Consider the following 14,944-nt stretch of genomic DNA (forward strand, 5'->3'; position numbering starts at 1 on the left):
AGGCATGGGGATCTTCCGTCTCGATGAGGCTCGTTTGCGCGTTCTCTGCATTCGCGAATGGCGTCGTCGCGCGCGCCATTGCGCACGCCCGCTCGTGCTGCACGCTCTTTCCCGACAAAGTGCTTACATTCATTTTGGACTGCGTATGAATCTCGTTACGCCACCCGGTGACTCCACCGCGTTCAGTGCGAACTGGAGGTGACGCCATGAAACCAGCGGCTTCCGCACAACCGCATCCGCATCGCCTGCCCTTTCTACAGGGGCTTTTGCCGCTCAGCCCCGCGCAACTCCCGCACGACATCATCGCGGGAATCACGCTCGCGGCACTCGGCATTCCCGAGGTGATGGGCTATACGAAGATAGCTGGTACACCCACCGTCACGGGTCTTTACACCATCTTGCTGCCGCTGCTGGCGTTCGCGGTCTTTGGTGCGTCGCGTCAACTGGTCGTCGCGGCAGATTCCGCCACCGCAGCCATTCTCGCCGGTACGCTCACCGCGGTCGCCGCATTGGGCAGCAAGGAATATGTCGGGCTGACGAGTACCGTGGCCCTGGCGGTGGCCGTGATGCTGGTCTTTGCGCGGATCTTTCGCCTGGGCTTCCTTGCCGACTTTCTTTCGCGCAGCGCGTTGATCGGCTTCCTCACAGGCGTGGGGGTGCAGGTTGCGGCAGGCGAGCTTGCGGGTCTGTTCGGACTCGCAAAGCAGGGGCATGGCCCGGTGATGCAGATCGTGTCCGTCGTCGAGCGCGGCGCCGGGGCGAACTATCCGACCACGCTGCTTTCGATTGCCGTCCTCGCCGTGATCATCGGTTGCAAGCGCTTCGTGCCTCGTGCGCCGGGCGCGTTGATCGCGGTGATCGGGTCCATCGTGGCAAGTGGCGTGTTCGATTTCGCCGGGCATGGCATTACCGTCACCGGCGAAGTGCCGGGCGGGCTTCCTTCGCTGTTCCTTCCGCCGTTGCATATGGGCGAGGTCAATCAGGTGCTGGCAACGGCCGCCTCGTGTTTCATCGTCATCATCGCCCAGAGCGCGGCGACGGCGCGCGCGTACGCCAACCGCTACAACGAAAAAGGCGACGACAACGCCGACATTATCGGGCTCGCGGCTGCGAACGCCGCAGCGGCGTTCACCGGCACCTTCGTCGTGAACGGCAGTCCGACCAAGACCGAGATGGTCGACGATGCGGGGGGCCGCACGCAGGTCGCCCATCTCACGACCGCGGTCATCGTGCTGCTGGTGCTGCTGTTCCTCACGAGACCGCTGAGTCTTTTGCCTGCCGCCGTCTTGTCGGCCATTGTGTTCATGATCGGGGTGAAGCTGATCGACGTGAAGGGCATGATCGAGCTCTTTCGCATGCAGAAGGACGAATTCGTCGTCGCGCTGCTGACGGTGTGCGTGGTCGTGTTCGTCGATGTGATGCACGGCATTCTCGCCGCCATTGTGATGTCATTGATCGCGCATGCCCGAAACAGCTACCACCTGCGCACCCGCGTGCTCACCCGCAGCCCTGCGGGTCACTGGGTCGCGCATCGTGTCGAGCCGAATGTGCTCGCGGCTCCCGGCATCGTCGTCTACCGGTTCGAAGCGGACCTGTTCTATGCAAACACCGGCCGCTTCTCGGAGGAAGTGCTGAAACTCGTCAACGAGGCCAGCCCGCCGTTGCGCTGGGTGGTCCTCGATGCATCGGAAATCAACAACGTCGATTACACGGCGTGCAAAGCCTTGCTTCAGCTTGGCGGCGAACTCGACAGGCGCGGGGTGGGTATCGCCATCGTCGCTCTTCCTTCGGGTGTGCGGCATGAACTCGAACGATACAAGGCGCTGCGCGCGCCCGATATCCATCGACAGATCTTCTCGACGGTCGATGAGGCGATCGACGCGCTCGGCAATCTATCGCCAACGGCTGCGCCGCCTGCACCGGACGACACCAAAGCATGACGAAGCCAGGCCTGTAGACAATCAACCGGGAAAGGGAGGCACACGTGTCCGAGATCGCTGCTGCGAAGCGCAATGACAATGCACCGGGGCCCGCCGATCCGGAAGACCCGTCCATGCTGTTTGCGGGGCGTGGGTCGGTGGCGGCGCGCATCGAGCGCGGCAAGGCGGCACGCGCAAAAGTGCCACGAGCGAAGCTGGCCGAATTCAGGACCGACGGCCGCGATCCCCTCGCGTTGCTCGACGCGTCCAACGTGGGACGGGTGGCCGAGCTGATACCCATACGCTACGGTCGCATGGTTGCGAGTCCCTTCGCGTTCTATCGCGGCGCGGCGCCGCTCATGGCCTATGACCTGTCGAAGCTGCCGCATTCCGGCGTTACCGTGCAACTGGGCGGCGATGCCCACCTCGCGAATTTCGGCCTGTTCGCGAGCCCCGAGCGGCGTATGCTTTTTGGACCCAATGACTTCGACGAAACGCTTCCCGGCCCGTTTGACTGGGACGTGCGCAGGCTGGCCGCGTCGTTCGTGATCGAAGCGCGCGAACGCGGATTCGCCACGCGCGAGCAGCGCGCCGTCGTACGCCGGTTGTGCGAGACGTTTCGGCAACGCATCTCCGAATTCAGCCGGATGGATACGCTTGACGTCTGGTATTACCAGTTCAGCGCAGCGAGCATGCTGGCGATTGCCGGTTCGCAGGTGGAAAAGAAAAAAGAAATGGCGGTCATCGCGAAGGCGAGCCAGCAGTCTTCCCGGTCGGTGATGAGCCACGCAACCGAAGTCGTCAACGGCAAGCTGCGTATCAAGGATATGCCACCGCTCGTGTATCACATCCCTCTGGAGAGCCCGCACGATCATAAGCAGTACGACGCGATGGTCCGGCGCTTCTTCGCCGACTACCGCCTGACGTTGCCCGACGACAGGCGTGCCCTGTTCGATCGCTATGAACTGGTGGATGTCGCCATTCGTGTTGTCGGCGTGGGATCGGTGGGCACGCGCTGCTACCAGGCGCTGTTCATGGCCGACGGCGACTGCCCGTTGTTCCTTCAGTTGAAGGAGGCGCGAGCCTCCGTGCTGGAGGGTTACGTGCCGCCGAGCCGTTTCCCCAATCACGGCCAGCGTGTGGTGAACGGGCAGCGTCTGCTGCAATCCGCCAGCGATATTTTTCTCGGCTGGTCGAAGATGCGGCACACGGGCAGCGACTTTTACGTTCGCCAACTGCGCGACATGAAAGGCGCGTTCGACTTCTCCACATTCGACGTGGAAGATCTCGGTGAATATGCGGTTTCCTGCGCGCACGCGCTCGCCCACGCGATGGCAAAAGCGGGCGACCCCGCATTGATCTTCGGATATATGGGAAAATCGAGCGCATTCGACGAGGCAATCGTGCAATTCGCGCTCGCCTATGCCGAACAGAATGAAGCGGACTGGACGGTTTTAAAGGCAGCGGTCAAATCGGGACGGGTTCAGGTCATTCGTGAATGAGGCGGGAGCGCACAGGTCATGACGCCAAATGCATTCGAACACGGCTAAACGAGATTCAGAGTGATACACCCGCAACCCGAATGTGGTTTTCAACGCGTGGCTTAACGAGCGCTCGCCATTGCTCGCTTGCTCGCTCGCTTGCTCTGCGAATTTTGACGAACGGAGGATGCACGCATGCCGCGCCGACTGCACGTAAGCCACCGGATCGTCGTCGACGCCCCGGTCGACCAGGCCTTCATGTTTTTCACGCCAGCAGGCGAAGAGTTATGGGTCGACGGCTGGAAGCCGACCTACGTCCACCCAGGCGATGGCCGCACCGAGGCGGGAATGGTGTTTCTCACGGGTCAGGGCGACGAGCTGACTGTCTGGACGCTGATCGACTTCGAGCGCCACGCGCACCGATCGCGCTATGTGCGTTCGACCCCGGCCTCACGCACCAGCGTTGTCGAGGTGCGCTGCGCCGCACTCGACGCAGCGCGCACCGCGGTTGAGGTGAGCTACACGCTCACCGCGCTGAACGCCGTGGGCGAACGGGCGCTCGAAGATTTCGAGGGTGAGCGCTTCGCGGCGATGATCGACGACTGGGCGAACACGATCGCGGCGCGGCGCGAAATGCTGCTGGCAGCTTCAATCCGCTGACTGCGCAGTCGGCCACAAAGAAGCCACTAGCCACGTCGCTTCGCTGCACGTTTGCGCAGCGGCGGCTGCGCCGCGCGAAGCTCGGACGGATCGAGAAAGAAATTCCGGTTGCCGGCCATGCGCTCGACCATGAAGTCGATGAACGTCTTCACGCGCAGCGATTGTTCGGTTCGATGCTTGTAGTAGATATAAATCGTGCCGTATTCGGTGATGTGCTCCGTCAAAAGCGGAATGAGTCGCCCGCTTCGGATATGCGCCGTGGCATTGAAGCTCCCCAGTTGCCCGATGCCGAGGCCCGAAAGCACGGCCTGCGTTTCGAGTTCCGTATCGTTCACGCAGATGGCGGGAGGCACGTCGCGATAAACGATCTCATCGCCGATGCGGAACTGCCACTGCGCGAGCTTGCCCGTGTTGGCGCGGCGGTACCCGGTGCAGCGATGCTGCGCGAGTTCTTCGATGGTCCGCGGCGCGCCGTTGCGCTCGATATAGTCCGGCGAGGCGCACACGATCAGTTGAATCGGCACCAGCCTGCGGGCGATCGAGCCACCCGAAGGCGGCGGTCCGCCGCGAAATCCCACGTCGGAGCGGTCTGTCACGAGATCCGTGAATTGATCGTCGAATTGCACTTCGAGCTGCACGTTCTGATAGCGCTTCTGGAATTCCTCGAAGTACGGCCAGAGGACCGGGAGCCCGAATGCCCGCGGCGCACTCACGCGCAACATGCCGGCCACGTCCTCTTTCGAGCGCCGGGCCTCGTCGAGCGCGGAAGAGAGGGTGGCGAGCGCCGGCTCCACGTTGTCGAGCAGCCGCTGGCCCTCCTCGGTCAGGCTCAGCTTGCGCGTGGTCCGGTGAAAGAGCCGCACGCCCAGTTCCTTCTCCAGTTGCATCACCGCGTGGCTCGCGGCCTGGGGCGAGATGCCCTGATCGATTGCCGCCCCACGCAGGCTGCCGAGCGCCGCGGCACGGACGAAAATGGTGATCGCACGAATTCCGTTCATCTCCAGGGCCCCGATTCGCAAACGGAGGTTGATTATCCCTCCAGTAATATACGGCTAGTTTGTGTCAATCGCCGCGACTACCATGACTTCACCTCATCACACACGTAGGAGAGACATGATGGCTAACGTTCAACAAGGTGGCTTCAAGCGCGTATGGTTCATCACTGGCGCATCGCGGGGGATTGGCGCATTGATTGCCGAAGCGGCGCTTGCGGACGGCAACGCGGTCGTGGCCGCCGGACGCAATGTCCCCGCTATCGTCGAGCGGCTCGGAGAGTCGGCGGCGTTGCTGCCGGTCGCGCTGGACGTGACAAACGAAGCCCAGGCGAAGGCGGCCGTGCAACTGGCGGTTGAAAAATTCGGCCGCGTCGACGTGCTGGTCAACAACGCCGGCTTTGGTCTGCTGGGCGCCGTGGAAGAATCCGCCGACAAGGACGTCCGCCGCATGTACGACACGAATGTATTCGGTCTGCTTAACGTCACGCGTGCCGTGCTGCCGACGATGCGTGCGAACCGCTCGGGCCACGTGATCAATATTTCGTCGGTTGGCGGTTATCGGGCCGCGGCGGGTTTCGGCGCGTACTCGTCGACGAAGTTCGCGGTCGAAGGCATTACGGAAGCGTTGCACGCCGAATTGAAACCGCTGGGCGTTCACGCGACCGTTGTCGAGCCGGGGTATTTTCGCACGGACTTTCTGGATGCTTCCTCGCTCGTCGTTGCGCCCGACGTGATTGCCGACTACGACGAAACCTCGGGTGCGGTGCGCCGCAAGGCCGTGCAAATGAATCACAACCAGCCCGGCGACCCGACGAAGCTTGCGGCCGCGCTGATCACGCTCGTCGACGCGCCGAACCCGCCGCTGCGCCTCCCGCTTGGCACGGACACGCTAGCTGCCATCGAAGCGAAAAACGCTTATGTGACGCAGGAAATGCAAACGTGGAAGGCGCTGTCGGCATCGACCGACTTCGCCGCTTGAGGTTACCTGATGGTGCCTGAGGGCGCCAAGGCACGCCCTCAAGCGCCCCTTCAACACGCATTCACGATCAAAGTCGACGGAATACCAGACTGGCATTGACGCCCCCAAAGCCGAAGCCATTGGAGATCGCGTATTCCGTCGATATGTTTCGTGCCGTTGCACCGACAATGTCGATGCCTTCCGCTGCCGGGTCAGGCTGCGTCAAATTGAGCGTGGGCGGCGCAAGCTGGTCTCGCAACGCAAGCACGGTGAAAATGGCCTCCACGCCGCCAGCCGCGCCAAGCAAATGGCCAGTCGATGACTTGGTGGCGGATACGGCGGGGCCTCGACCTGTTCCAAATACCGCCTTGATGGCCGCCAGCTCACTGATGTCGCCTACGGGCGTGGACGTTGCATGAGCGTTCAAATGCCCGATCAGGCCGGGTTCGAGATTCGCCTGCCGGATCGCCAGTTCCATCGCGCGCCTTCCGCCGGCACCGTCTTCGGGCGGGGATGTCATATGGTGTGCATCGGCGCTCGTGCCATAACCGAGCACTTCCGCAATCGGCGTGGCGCCTCGCCGCAATGCGTGCTCCAGGTCTTCGATGACGAGCATGCCGGCGCCCTCTCCCATCACAAAGCCGTCGCGTCCGCTATCGAACGGGCGGGACGCTTGTGCGGGATGGTCGTTGAAGCCTGTGGACAGGGTTCTTGCGGCGGCAAACGCCCCAAAGCTCACTCGATCGATGCAGGCTTCGGCTCCGCCGCACACGGCAATATCGGCTTCGCCGGCGCGGATCAGGCGCGCGGCGTCGCCAATGGCCTGAGCGCTGGCGGCACAGGCGGTGACCGGCGCACCCAGGGGACCACGAAAGCCGTGGCGAATGGATACGTGGCCGGCTGCCATATTGGCCAGGAAACTGGGAACGGTGAATGGAGAAAGCCGCCGAGGTCCGCGATTATCAGTGGTCCTTACGGCTTCGACGATCGCACCGAATCCGCCTACGCCGGAAGCCACGATCGTTGCCGTTCTTTGACGAGCGCTTTCCGTTTCAGGGTGCCAGCCGGATTGATTCAAAGCGTCTTGCGCCGCGCTCAGCGCAAACAGACTGAAGCGGTCCATCTTCTTCTGGTCCTTGGGCTCGACCGCGAGAGCGGGATCGAATCCCCACGGGCAGTCCGGCGTCAAGATGGGCACGACGCCGCCGACCTTCGATGCAATCCCTTCCGTGACCTCGTCAGGCAAACCCGCCAGGCCTGAATAACCGTTCAAGAGCCGGCTCCATACGGATTCGACCTCACAACCCAACGGCGACACTATCCCCATGCCAGTCACGACAATGCGTCTCGTACTCAAACCATGCTCCCTTCCGATTGACGAACATATGCCGCCACGAATTGGCACAACGCGCCAAGTGGCAACGATCACAAGCTTCAAGCACCGCGGAAATTACTGGCCAGTATAGGCAGGTGGGCCGTGGGAAATTGACACATCGCGCCAATCAATGTGCAAAGTGCGCCATAATGAACGCACCATGAACCGGACCTCGCAAAGCCCTCTCACGCTTTCCGCTCACTTCCTGCACGGGATGTTGCGCGTCATTCGCAGCCGTCACGGGGAGGACGCGGCGGCGCAGGCGCTCGCAAGCGCCGCCATCCCCCAGTCCCTGCTCCATCAGCCCGACGCGCGCATGACACGCGAGCAATATGTCGCGCTGTACAGGACGGTCGCGGCGACACTCGATGACGAGATGCTGGGTCTATGGTCCCGGCCGATCCGGGGTGGCACATTAAAGTACCTCATGCTCAGCCTGCTCGACGCGCCCACCGTGCTGGTGGCGTTCAATCGTTTCGTGCGCTTCTGGAATTTGCTGCTGGATGACTACCGGCTACAGATTTCAACGAAGCATGATCTGGTGCGGCTCGCGCTAGTGGAAAGAACGTCCGGCACGCAGGTCACGCCACTTGGACATGAGTTGATGATGAAGCTGGTTCACGGCATCGCATCCTGGCTGCTTGGCAGGGAGCTCGTCCTGCACCGGGTCGAGTTCGACTTCGCCAAACCGAGACACGCGGGGGACTATGCGTTCCTGTACCCAGGCGCCGTGCATTTCGATTCAGGAATGACGAGCATTTATTTCCTGTACCAGGATTGTGCGGAACTGTTCAACCGCGAGAAGCACGAGCTATGGGAATTCCTGAAGCGCGCGCCTGGAGACTGGACATTCACCGCGTTGCATCACGGTTCCATCGTGGCGAAAACGCGCGAGTATCTTGAACAGAATATGACGCAGCCGGTAACCATTCAGGATCTCGCGCAGGCGTTACATACGTCGGTGCGCACGCTCAATCGCAGATACGCAGAGGAAGGAACGCATTTTCAGCTAGTGAAAGACGGACTGCGAAGGGATATCGCCATCCATCGGCTGACCAATTCGAACACGAGCGTGGCCGTGCTGGCGTTTGATCTCGGCTTTTCCGATGCCACCGGCTTTTGCCGCGCATTCAAGCACTGGACCGGCAGTAGTCCTACTGACTATCGCAAGGGCAGCCGTCAGGGTGAGTGACGAGACGATGTCCGCGTCGGATGGGCTTCACCATCCTATGCAGTCGTGGAAAGTCCCGTTCTCTGCTGCCTGAGCATGATCAGTTCGTCCCGATTGCTCGAGAATAAAAATACCGCATTCGCCGCCCGTTCGATATATTCGCTGACGACGCTGAAATTAAGGCCCGGCACATACCAGAAGCGCCACTCCAGGCGAACAAAGGTTCGGTGCAAACGCGTGCGGATTCCCCGGCCTTCGACACGAAACGCCAGAAAGTCTACGTCGCCGGCACGGACGATCTCGCGCGCCACGACCTTCAGATCGAGTTCGGTGGCCCATTGGCCGTTGACGTCCGCAAAGGCCGCTTGCCACTTCTTGCCAATCTGGAATTCCGCTGGAACCAGTTGTTTCGGGACAGTGCTCGCCCCACGGGGCGTCGCTCGCGGATTGCCCATGGCGTCGTACACCCACTTGCCTCCGTTGGCCTCAATTCGATCGGCGTCCAGATCGACTTTGGTGATCCGGATGCTGTAGCGGGTCTTTTCCCGCCCACCAATGATATCGATCACCCTGAACGTGGCTTCGTCGCCGACCGAAAACACGCGTCCCAAAGGATAAACGCCGGCCGAGTATGGATTATCCGACGGTCGCGCGAGTTGCGGAGGCGGAGCGCCCGGCGCCACCACGATCGCGGGCGGTTCGACCCGCGCCTGCGCCGGCGGCTGCGAGGCGACCGGTGCAGACGCAACGATCGCTACCGGCACGCCGGTTTGCGCCGCAGCCGGTGCGCTTGCAACGCTTGTGCGCCCCGCTACGGGCGGGCTTGCCTGCGTGGCGAGCAGGCGGGTGAGCCGGTCCTGCGCGATCTCGGCAAAGCGGCCATTGGGAAAAGTGCGCAAATAGGCGATCCAGTCCTGCGGGTTGCGCGACGACTTGATGCGCTCCCAGTAGTCCAGATCCTCCTTGACGGCATTCTCGAGGTCCGCGTCGCTGAGCGGCTTGCGTCCGTCGTCGAAGAGATAGACCGCTCGTTCAAGCGAGGTCGACTCCCAGGGAATCTGCATGCCGCTGGATTCCAGCCTCACGTTGAGACGCACACGCTTCAAGGCATCCTCGAGCTGCGCGTCGCGGCGTGACAGTTCGCGGACCAGATTCTGCACGTAAGGGCCGTTCGCCCCCCGGCCGTCGAAGGCCACCTTCCCCGGCGCGGTCGAGTAGGCAAGCAGGCTTCCAACCGGCGCGTCGACCTGACTGAGACCCGCTTGCGCGGGTTGGTAGGTGCCACCGAATGGATCGTTGCGGCACGCATCGAGAAAGACGATATGGGTCTTGTCTTTCGTGTCGGCGAACTTGCCGAGCAGGAGACCCAGATCCAGGCATCTGGCCTTCAGTTGATCCGCAGTGCCCACCTGGGCATCGACAGGCAACAGGTAATTGCGCCAATCGAGCTGGACGCCGTGACCCGCGTAGTAGAACACCGCGAGCCTGGTGCTTGCGTGCTGGACTGTCTCGCCAAACCGGTCGACCGCTTCCCTGAATGCATCGAGTTTCACGTCCTGCTGGAAATCCACGCTGAAATTGGCGGCCGCGAAGAGTTCGCTCATCGCGCGCGCATCGTTGACCGGATTGCGCAGTGCCATACGGGCATAGGCACTGTTGCCAACGACCAGGCAGACCTTCGATGCGTCGTTCACCGTTGCGGCGCCGCTCGCACCGCAGCAGAGGGCGGCCGGCAGCCCGGGCAGGGTTCTCACAAAGTCCCGGCGAGTGAACATGGCCGACACTCCTTGTTTTTACAAGCTCGCGGGCATGGTGTGCGCTCGTCACGACATGCATCGCGCTTCGTCCCGCTTAGTGGCGCTTCGTACCGCTTTGTACCGCTTCGCGCCGGGCGTATTGGTCAGAGGTATATCGTTTCGCAACGTTCAAAGCGCTTGACGACGTAACCGGCGATCGCACTGCAAACACGGGAATTGATTACACGATAGAAGCGGTCCCGCCAACACACAAGTTCCGGTTGGACGTGCTCTCGTCCGCACACGGACAACGCTCGGGTAACGGCTTCGGCCGAGACGATGCGCACCTTCAGGCGCGTGGACAAGCGCCGGGAATATCCAGCGCCTGCGTGCGGACATGTCTACGTGATCGTGCTTGCACTCGGCTCAAGCGCGGCGTGGTCCTCCCCCGCGCCGGGCCGAATCCTGAACCAGATCGAATACATCGCCGGCAGGAACACCAGCGTCAGAATCGTTCCGGCAAAGGTTCCCCCAATCAACGTATAAGCCAACGTGCCCCAGAAGACGGAATGGGTCAACGGAATGAAAGCGAGCATCGCCGCAAGCGCGGTCAGGATGACCGGCCGGGACCGTTGAATGGTGGCTTCCACCACGGCATCGAAAGGCGTCATTCCCTCCCGCGCATTCTGCTCGATCTGGCCGATCAGGATCAGCGTATTGCGCATCAAGATGCCGGAGAGCGCAATGAGCCCCACCAGGGCATTGATCCCGAACGGCTGATTGAACAGCAGCAATGTCGGGACAACGCCGATCAAGCCCAGCGGACTCGTCGCGAACACCATCATGGTCGCGGCCATCGAGCGCGTCTGAAAGACAATGATGAGCAAGGTGAGCGCAATCATGATCGGAAACAGCGGAGCCAACGCTTTCGTCGCTTTGTCGGCTTCTTCGATGGATCCTGCCTCCTCGATCCGATAGCCGTCCGGAAGCGTTGCGATCACCGGCTGAAGCTGCGCCAGCATCGCGGTCGAGACATCGGGCGGTTGCAGTCCTTCCGCAATGTCGCCGCGCACGGTAATCGTTGGCGTTCGATCGCGACGGCGAAGGATCGGGTCTTCCATCCGGATTTCGACCGTCCCCACCTGTGACAGCGGTACGCGCTGACCCGCAGCGCCGATCAGGGTGAATCCACCGATCCGGTTCGGATCAAGCCGGATGTCGCCGGCCGATCGTGCGACGAGCTCAACAGAGCGAATGTCCTCGCGTACGTTCGTGACCGCTATGCCGGTCAACAGAAATTGCAGCTGCTGTGCGACCGAACTGGACGTCAATCCGAAAGTCCCGAGCCGGTCTTGATTCAATGTGAAGTGGACGGCTGGAACACGTGGCCCCCAGTCGGTATTCACCGTCCGCATCATCGGACTGGCGTTCATGATCCGTTCGACCTGCGCGGCGATTGCGCGCAACGTGTGAGCGTCCGGACCCATGACCCTGAACGCAACGGGATAAGGCGAGTAAGGGCCGAACACCAACTGGGTGACGCGAACCTGGGCCCCCGGTACCAAACCCTCGGCAATGGCTTTGCGCAGACGGAATTTGAGTGCCTCCCGCTGCGTCTCGTCACTCGTGCGTATGACGATTTTCGCGAACGACGAATCCGGAAGCTCCGGCGACATTGCCAGATAGAAGCGAGGCGCCCCCTGTCCAATGTAGGCGGTGACGATCTTCGCTTCCGGCTGCTTTGCCAGCCATGCCTCGACTTTTTCCGTCGCCGCGGACGTTTGCTCGATCGACGTCCCATAGGGCATCTGCACCTCCACGAGCACTTCCGGGCGATCGGAGGTCGGGAAGAACTGCTTTTTCACCACGCTCATTCCCATCACGGCGACGACGAACAACGCCACCACGACCCCGGCGACTATCCACTTTCGCTGTATCACGCGCGCGAGGAAGCGGCGAAAGCGCTGGTAATTCGGCGTGTTGTAGATCGCCCCGTGTCCACCTTCGATCGCCGGAATGTCGGGCAACAGCTTGACGCCGAGATAGGGTGTAAAGACAACGGCAACGATCCACGAGGTGATCAGTGCGATGCCGACAATCCAGAACATGTTGCTCGTATATTCGCCCGCCGTCGAACGGGCGAAGCCATTCGGCATGAAGCCGACGGCCGTGACCAGCGTACCGGAGAGCATCGGGGCCGCAGTGTGGCTCCAGGCGTAAGCGGACGCCTGAACGCGGCTATAGCCCTCCTCCATTTTCACGACCATCATTTCGATGGCGATGATCGCGTCGTCGACGAGCAAGCCCAGCGCGAGGATCAGCGAGCCCAGTGTGATGCGGTCGAAACTCTTGCCGGTCGCAGCCATGACGACGAACACGCCCGCGAGTGTCAGCGGCACCGCGGCCGACACCACGATGCCCACGCGCCATCCCATGCTGGCGAAGCTCACGATCATCACCACGAGCAGCGCGACGAAGAACTTGACCATGAACTCGTCGATGGCCGAATGGATATTGACGGCCTGGTCGGTCACCTTCGTGAGACTCATGCCCAGCGGAAGCGCAGCGTTGATCGACGCCACCTCCTTGTCGAGCGCCTGCCCCAGGTTCAGCCCGTTCCAGCCGTCGCGCATCACCACGCCAAGGAGCAGCGCCGGTTCGCCGTTATTGCGAATCTGGAAGGTGGCCGGGTCTTCGTAACCGCGCTCGACGGTTGCCACGTCCGAGAGCTTCAGTGTTCGGCCCTGAACAACGATGGGGGTGTCGCGGATTTTCTGAAGCTTGTCTAAAGCGCCTTCAATGCGGATGAAAACCTGCGCGCCAGCCGTATCGATCGAACCGGCAGGCGTCAGAACGTTCTGGTTGTTGAGGGCGGCAAAGATGTCCTGAGGCGTCACGCCAAGGGTCGCGAGCCGGTCATGCGAGAACGAAACATAAATGCGCTCGGCTTGCTCGCCGATGATGTTCACCTTCTTGACGCCCGCCACGTGAAGGAGTCGCTGGCGAAACGCCTCGGCGTCGCGCACCAGCAATCGTTGCGGTTCACCTCTGGCCTTGAGCGCGAACAGCGCGAACGTTACATCGGAATACTCATCATTGACGAGCGGTCCGATCACGCCCGGCGGCAGACTGCCCGCTTCGTCGGAGAGTTTTTTGCGAGCCTGGTAAAACTCCTCGGGCACGTCGGCAGGCGGCGTGCTGTCCAGCAAGGTCACTGTGGTGAAGGCCAGCCCCGGACGCGTATAGGTCTCGGTCCGGTCGTACCAGCGCAGCTCCTGCATGCGCTTCTCCAGGGGTTCGGCCACCTGATCCTGCATCTCCTGCGCAGTGGCGCCCGGCCACGCCGTAATGACCGTCATCGACTTGACGGTGAACGGCGGGTCTTCGGCCCGCCCCAGTTTGAAGAAGGCGAGCAGGCCGGCAACGGAGATCAGGATGATCAGAAACAGCGTGACTGAGCGCTCTCGCACCGCGAGGGCTGAAAGATTGAAACCGCTCATTGCTCCGCTCCTTCCCGGGAGACCGACGCCGTAGCCATCGCGTCGCGGGCAAGACGCACCCTTTCTCCGTCGTGAAGCAATTGAGCGCCGAGCGCAACGACCTGGTCGCCTTCGTGAAGATCGCCGGAGACCGTCGCCGTGTCGTCGCTCAAGGCGGTGACGTGAACCTTGTGCCACGTCGCACGCGCCTGCGATCGGTCAACGGTCCAGACGCCGGCGCCCGTTCCCGGATCGAACACGGCGCCAATCGGCACCTCCAGAGCGCCTTGTCTCTGCCCGGCTTCACCCGGTAGGTCGATGGTCACGGTCGCGCCAAGCGGGGCGTTGGACAGTGCGCCCTCAAGAACGTACCTCGCCTCGTAAGTGCGTGTCAGGCGATCGGCCGAGTCGGAGAGCTGACGCAACGCGGCGGGAACCGGCCTCTTGTCCGCACCGTAGAGGGTTGCCTGCGCGATCGAGCCCGGAACGGGACGCAGCGTTTCGGGAAGCTGCACGACCGCCTCGCGGGGTCCGGCATGCGCAAGCCGCACGACTATCTGACCCGGCGCGACCACCTGGCCCGGTTCGGCCAGTGTCTCCACCACCACGCCGTCCGCATCCGCCATGAGCACCGCGTAGCCCGAAGCGTTGCTGGCAAGCACCGCCTGCGCCCTGGCCGCGACGAGTTGTGCCCTGGCGGAATCGGCGGCCGCTTTGAGTTGCTCATAGGTCGATGCCGAAACCGCACCTGCCGCAACGAGATCCCGATAGCGGGCCTCGTCGGCGGCCGTCTGCGTGGCACGCGCCTGCGCGGCATCCACGAGTTCCTGCTGCGAACGCGCCTGCAAACCCAGATCGACGGGGTCGATGCGCATCAGGGGCTGGCCGCGTTTGACCGTTTGCCCCGCGTCGACCAGGCGCTCGATGACCTTTCCCTGAACCCGGAAACCGAGGTCGCTCTGAACGCGCGCGCCCACTACCCCCGAAAACGAGCGACTCGCCCCTGGCGCGCTACGAACAGCGCTCGTACGCACGAGCGGAGCCTCAGTGCGCGGATCGTTGGCCTGCTTCTCGCCGCACGCGGCGAGGGCGAGCGAGACCAGGCTCAGTGTGCAAAGAAGATGATGATGCCGGAACATGAGGTCGCCCTTTCCAATGAACAGGAGACCT

At 62.3% G+C, this 14,944-nt stretch carries 10 protein-coding genes; 5 read left to right on the forward strand and 5 right to left on the reverse strand.

Annotated features, from left to right (window positions below; genetic code table 11):
• The first annotated feature begins 206 nt into the window (after positions 1 to 206).
• From C7401_RS15410 to C7401_RS15420, 3 genes are all read left to right on the forward strand, one after another.
• A complete protein-coding gene (locus C7401_RS15410) occupies positions 207 to 1,940 on the forward strand; it encodes a SulP family inorganic anion transporter (RefSeq protein ID WP_112172252.1) in 1,734 nt (577 codons plus the stop codon).
• A gap of 137 nt (positions 1,941 to 2,077) precedes the next feature.
• Positions 2,078 to 3,421, forward strand: a complete 1,344-nt coding sequence (locus C7401_RS15415; RefSeq protein WP_258397078.1) for a DUF2252 domain-containing protein — start codon at positions 2,078 to 2,080, stop codon at positions 3,419 to 3,421.
• Positions 3,422 to 3,595: 174 nt separating this feature from the next.
• Positions 3,596 to 4,060, forward strand: a complete 465-nt coding sequence (locus C7401_RS15420; protein ID WP_112172253.1) for an SRPBCC family protein — start codon at positions 3,596 to 3,598, stop codon at positions 4,058 to 4,060.
• Between the two features lie 26 nt (positions 4,061 to 4,086).
• Here C7401_RS15420 and C7401_RS15425 read toward each other — a convergent pair whose 3' ends face one another.
• Entirely contained in the window at positions 4,087 to 5,058 is a 972-nt protein-coding gene (locus tag C7401_RS15425; protein ID WP_112172254.1) for a LysR family transcriptional regulator, read from the reverse strand.
• Positions 5,059 to 5,176: 118 nt separating this feature from the next.
• Between C7401_RS15425 and C7401_RS15430 the strand changes: the two genes are divergently transcribed.
• Positions 5,177 to 6,034 (forward strand): oxidoreductase, encoded by an 858-nt coding sequence (locus C7401_RS15430; RefSeq protein ID WP_112172255.1) that lies wholly within the window; start codon positions 5,177 to 5,179, stop codon positions 6,032 to 6,034.
• A 67-nt stretch (positions 6,035 to 6,101) separates the two neighbouring features.
• Here the strand turns inward: C7401_RS15430 and fabF are convergent, their stop codons facing one another.
• Positions 6,102 to 7,370 (reverse strand): beta-ketoacyl-ACP synthase II, encoded by a 1,269-nt coding sequence (gene fabF, locus C7401_RS15435; RefSeq protein WP_112172256.1) that lies wholly within the window; start codon positions 7,368 to 7,370, stop codon positions 6,102 to 6,104.
• A gap of 178 nt (positions 7,371 to 7,548) precedes the next feature.
• On the opposite strand from fabF, the gene C7401_RS15440 reads away from it, so the two are divergent.
• On the forward strand, positions 7,549 to 8,580 hold the full coding sequence (locus C7401_RS15440; protein WP_112172257.1) for an AraC family transcriptional regulator: 1,032 nt from the start codon (positions 7,549 to 7,551) through the stop codon (positions 8,578 to 8,580).
• 35 nt (positions 8,581 to 8,615) lie between these two features.
• Here the strand turns inward: C7401_RS15440 and C7401_RS15445 are convergent, their stop codons facing one another.
• The 3 genes from C7401_RS15445 to C7401_RS15455 all read right to left on the reverse strand — a co-directional run bounded on the left by C7401_RS15445 (position 8,616) and on the right by C7401_RS15455 (position 14,913).
• Entirely contained in the window at positions 8,616 to 10,334 is a 1,719-nt protein-coding gene (locus C7401_RS15445) for a caspase family protein (protein ID WP_112172258.1), read from the reverse strand.
• A 362-nt stretch (positions 10,335 to 10,696) separates the two neighbouring features.
• Complete coding sequence (locus C7401_RS15450; RefSeq protein WP_112172259.1) at positions 10,697 to 13,795, reverse strand: efflux RND transporter permease subunit; 3,099 nt, start codon at positions 13,793 to 13,795, stop codon at positions 10,697 to 10,699.
• Positions 13,792 to 14,913: an efflux RND transporter periplasmic adaptor subunit gene (locus C7401_RS15455; protein ID WP_112172260.1), complete on the reverse strand. Its 1,122-nt coding sequence runs from the start codon at positions 14,911 to 14,913 to the stop codon at positions 13,792 to 13,794. The genes C7401_RS15450 and C7401_RS15455 overlap by 4 nt, the downstream gene beginning before the upstream one ends.
• Positions 14,914 to 14,944: the final 31 nt, after the last annotated feature.

The organism is Paraburkholderia unamae, assembly GCF_003268775.1.
Classification (GTDB): domain Bacteria; phylum Pseudomonadota; class Gammaproteobacteria; order Burkholderiales; family Burkholderiaceae; genus Paraburkholderia; species Paraburkholderia unamae.

Bases quoted from the DNA above. Each gene is read 5' to 3' on its own strand.
- C7401_RS15410 (WP_112172252.1), top strand. From the start codon at position 207: ATGAAACCAGCGGCTTCCGCACAACCGCATCCGCATCGCCTGCCCTTT.
- C7401_RS15420 (WP_112172253.1), top strand. From the start codon at position 3,596: ATGCCGCGCCGACTGCACGTAAGCCACCGGATCGTCGTCGACGCCCCG.
- C7401_RS15425 (WP_112172254.1), bottom strand. From the start codon at position 5,058: ATGAACGGAATTCGTGCGATCACCATTTTCGTCCGTGCCGCGGCGCTC.
- C7401_RS15430 (WP_112172255.1), top strand. From the start codon at position 5,177: ATGGCTAACGTTCAACAAGGTGGCTTCAAGCGCGTATGGTTCATCACT.
- C7401_RS15440 (WP_112172257.1), top strand. From the start codon at position 7,549: ATGAACCGGACCTCGCAAAGCCCTCTCACGCTTTCCGCTCACTTCCTG.
- C7401_RS15445 (WP_112172258.1), bottom strand. From the start codon at position 10,334: ATGTTCACTCGCCGGGACTTTGTGAGAACCCTGCCCGGGCTGCCGGCC.
- C7401_RS15450 (WP_112172259.1), bottom strand. From the start codon at position 13,795: ATGAGCGGTTTCAATCTTTCAGCCCTCGCGGTGCGAGAGCGCTCAGTC.
- C7401_RS15455 (WP_112172260.1), bottom strand. From the start codon at position 14,913: ATGTTCCGGCATCATCATCTTCTTTGCACACTGAGCCTGGTCTCGCTC.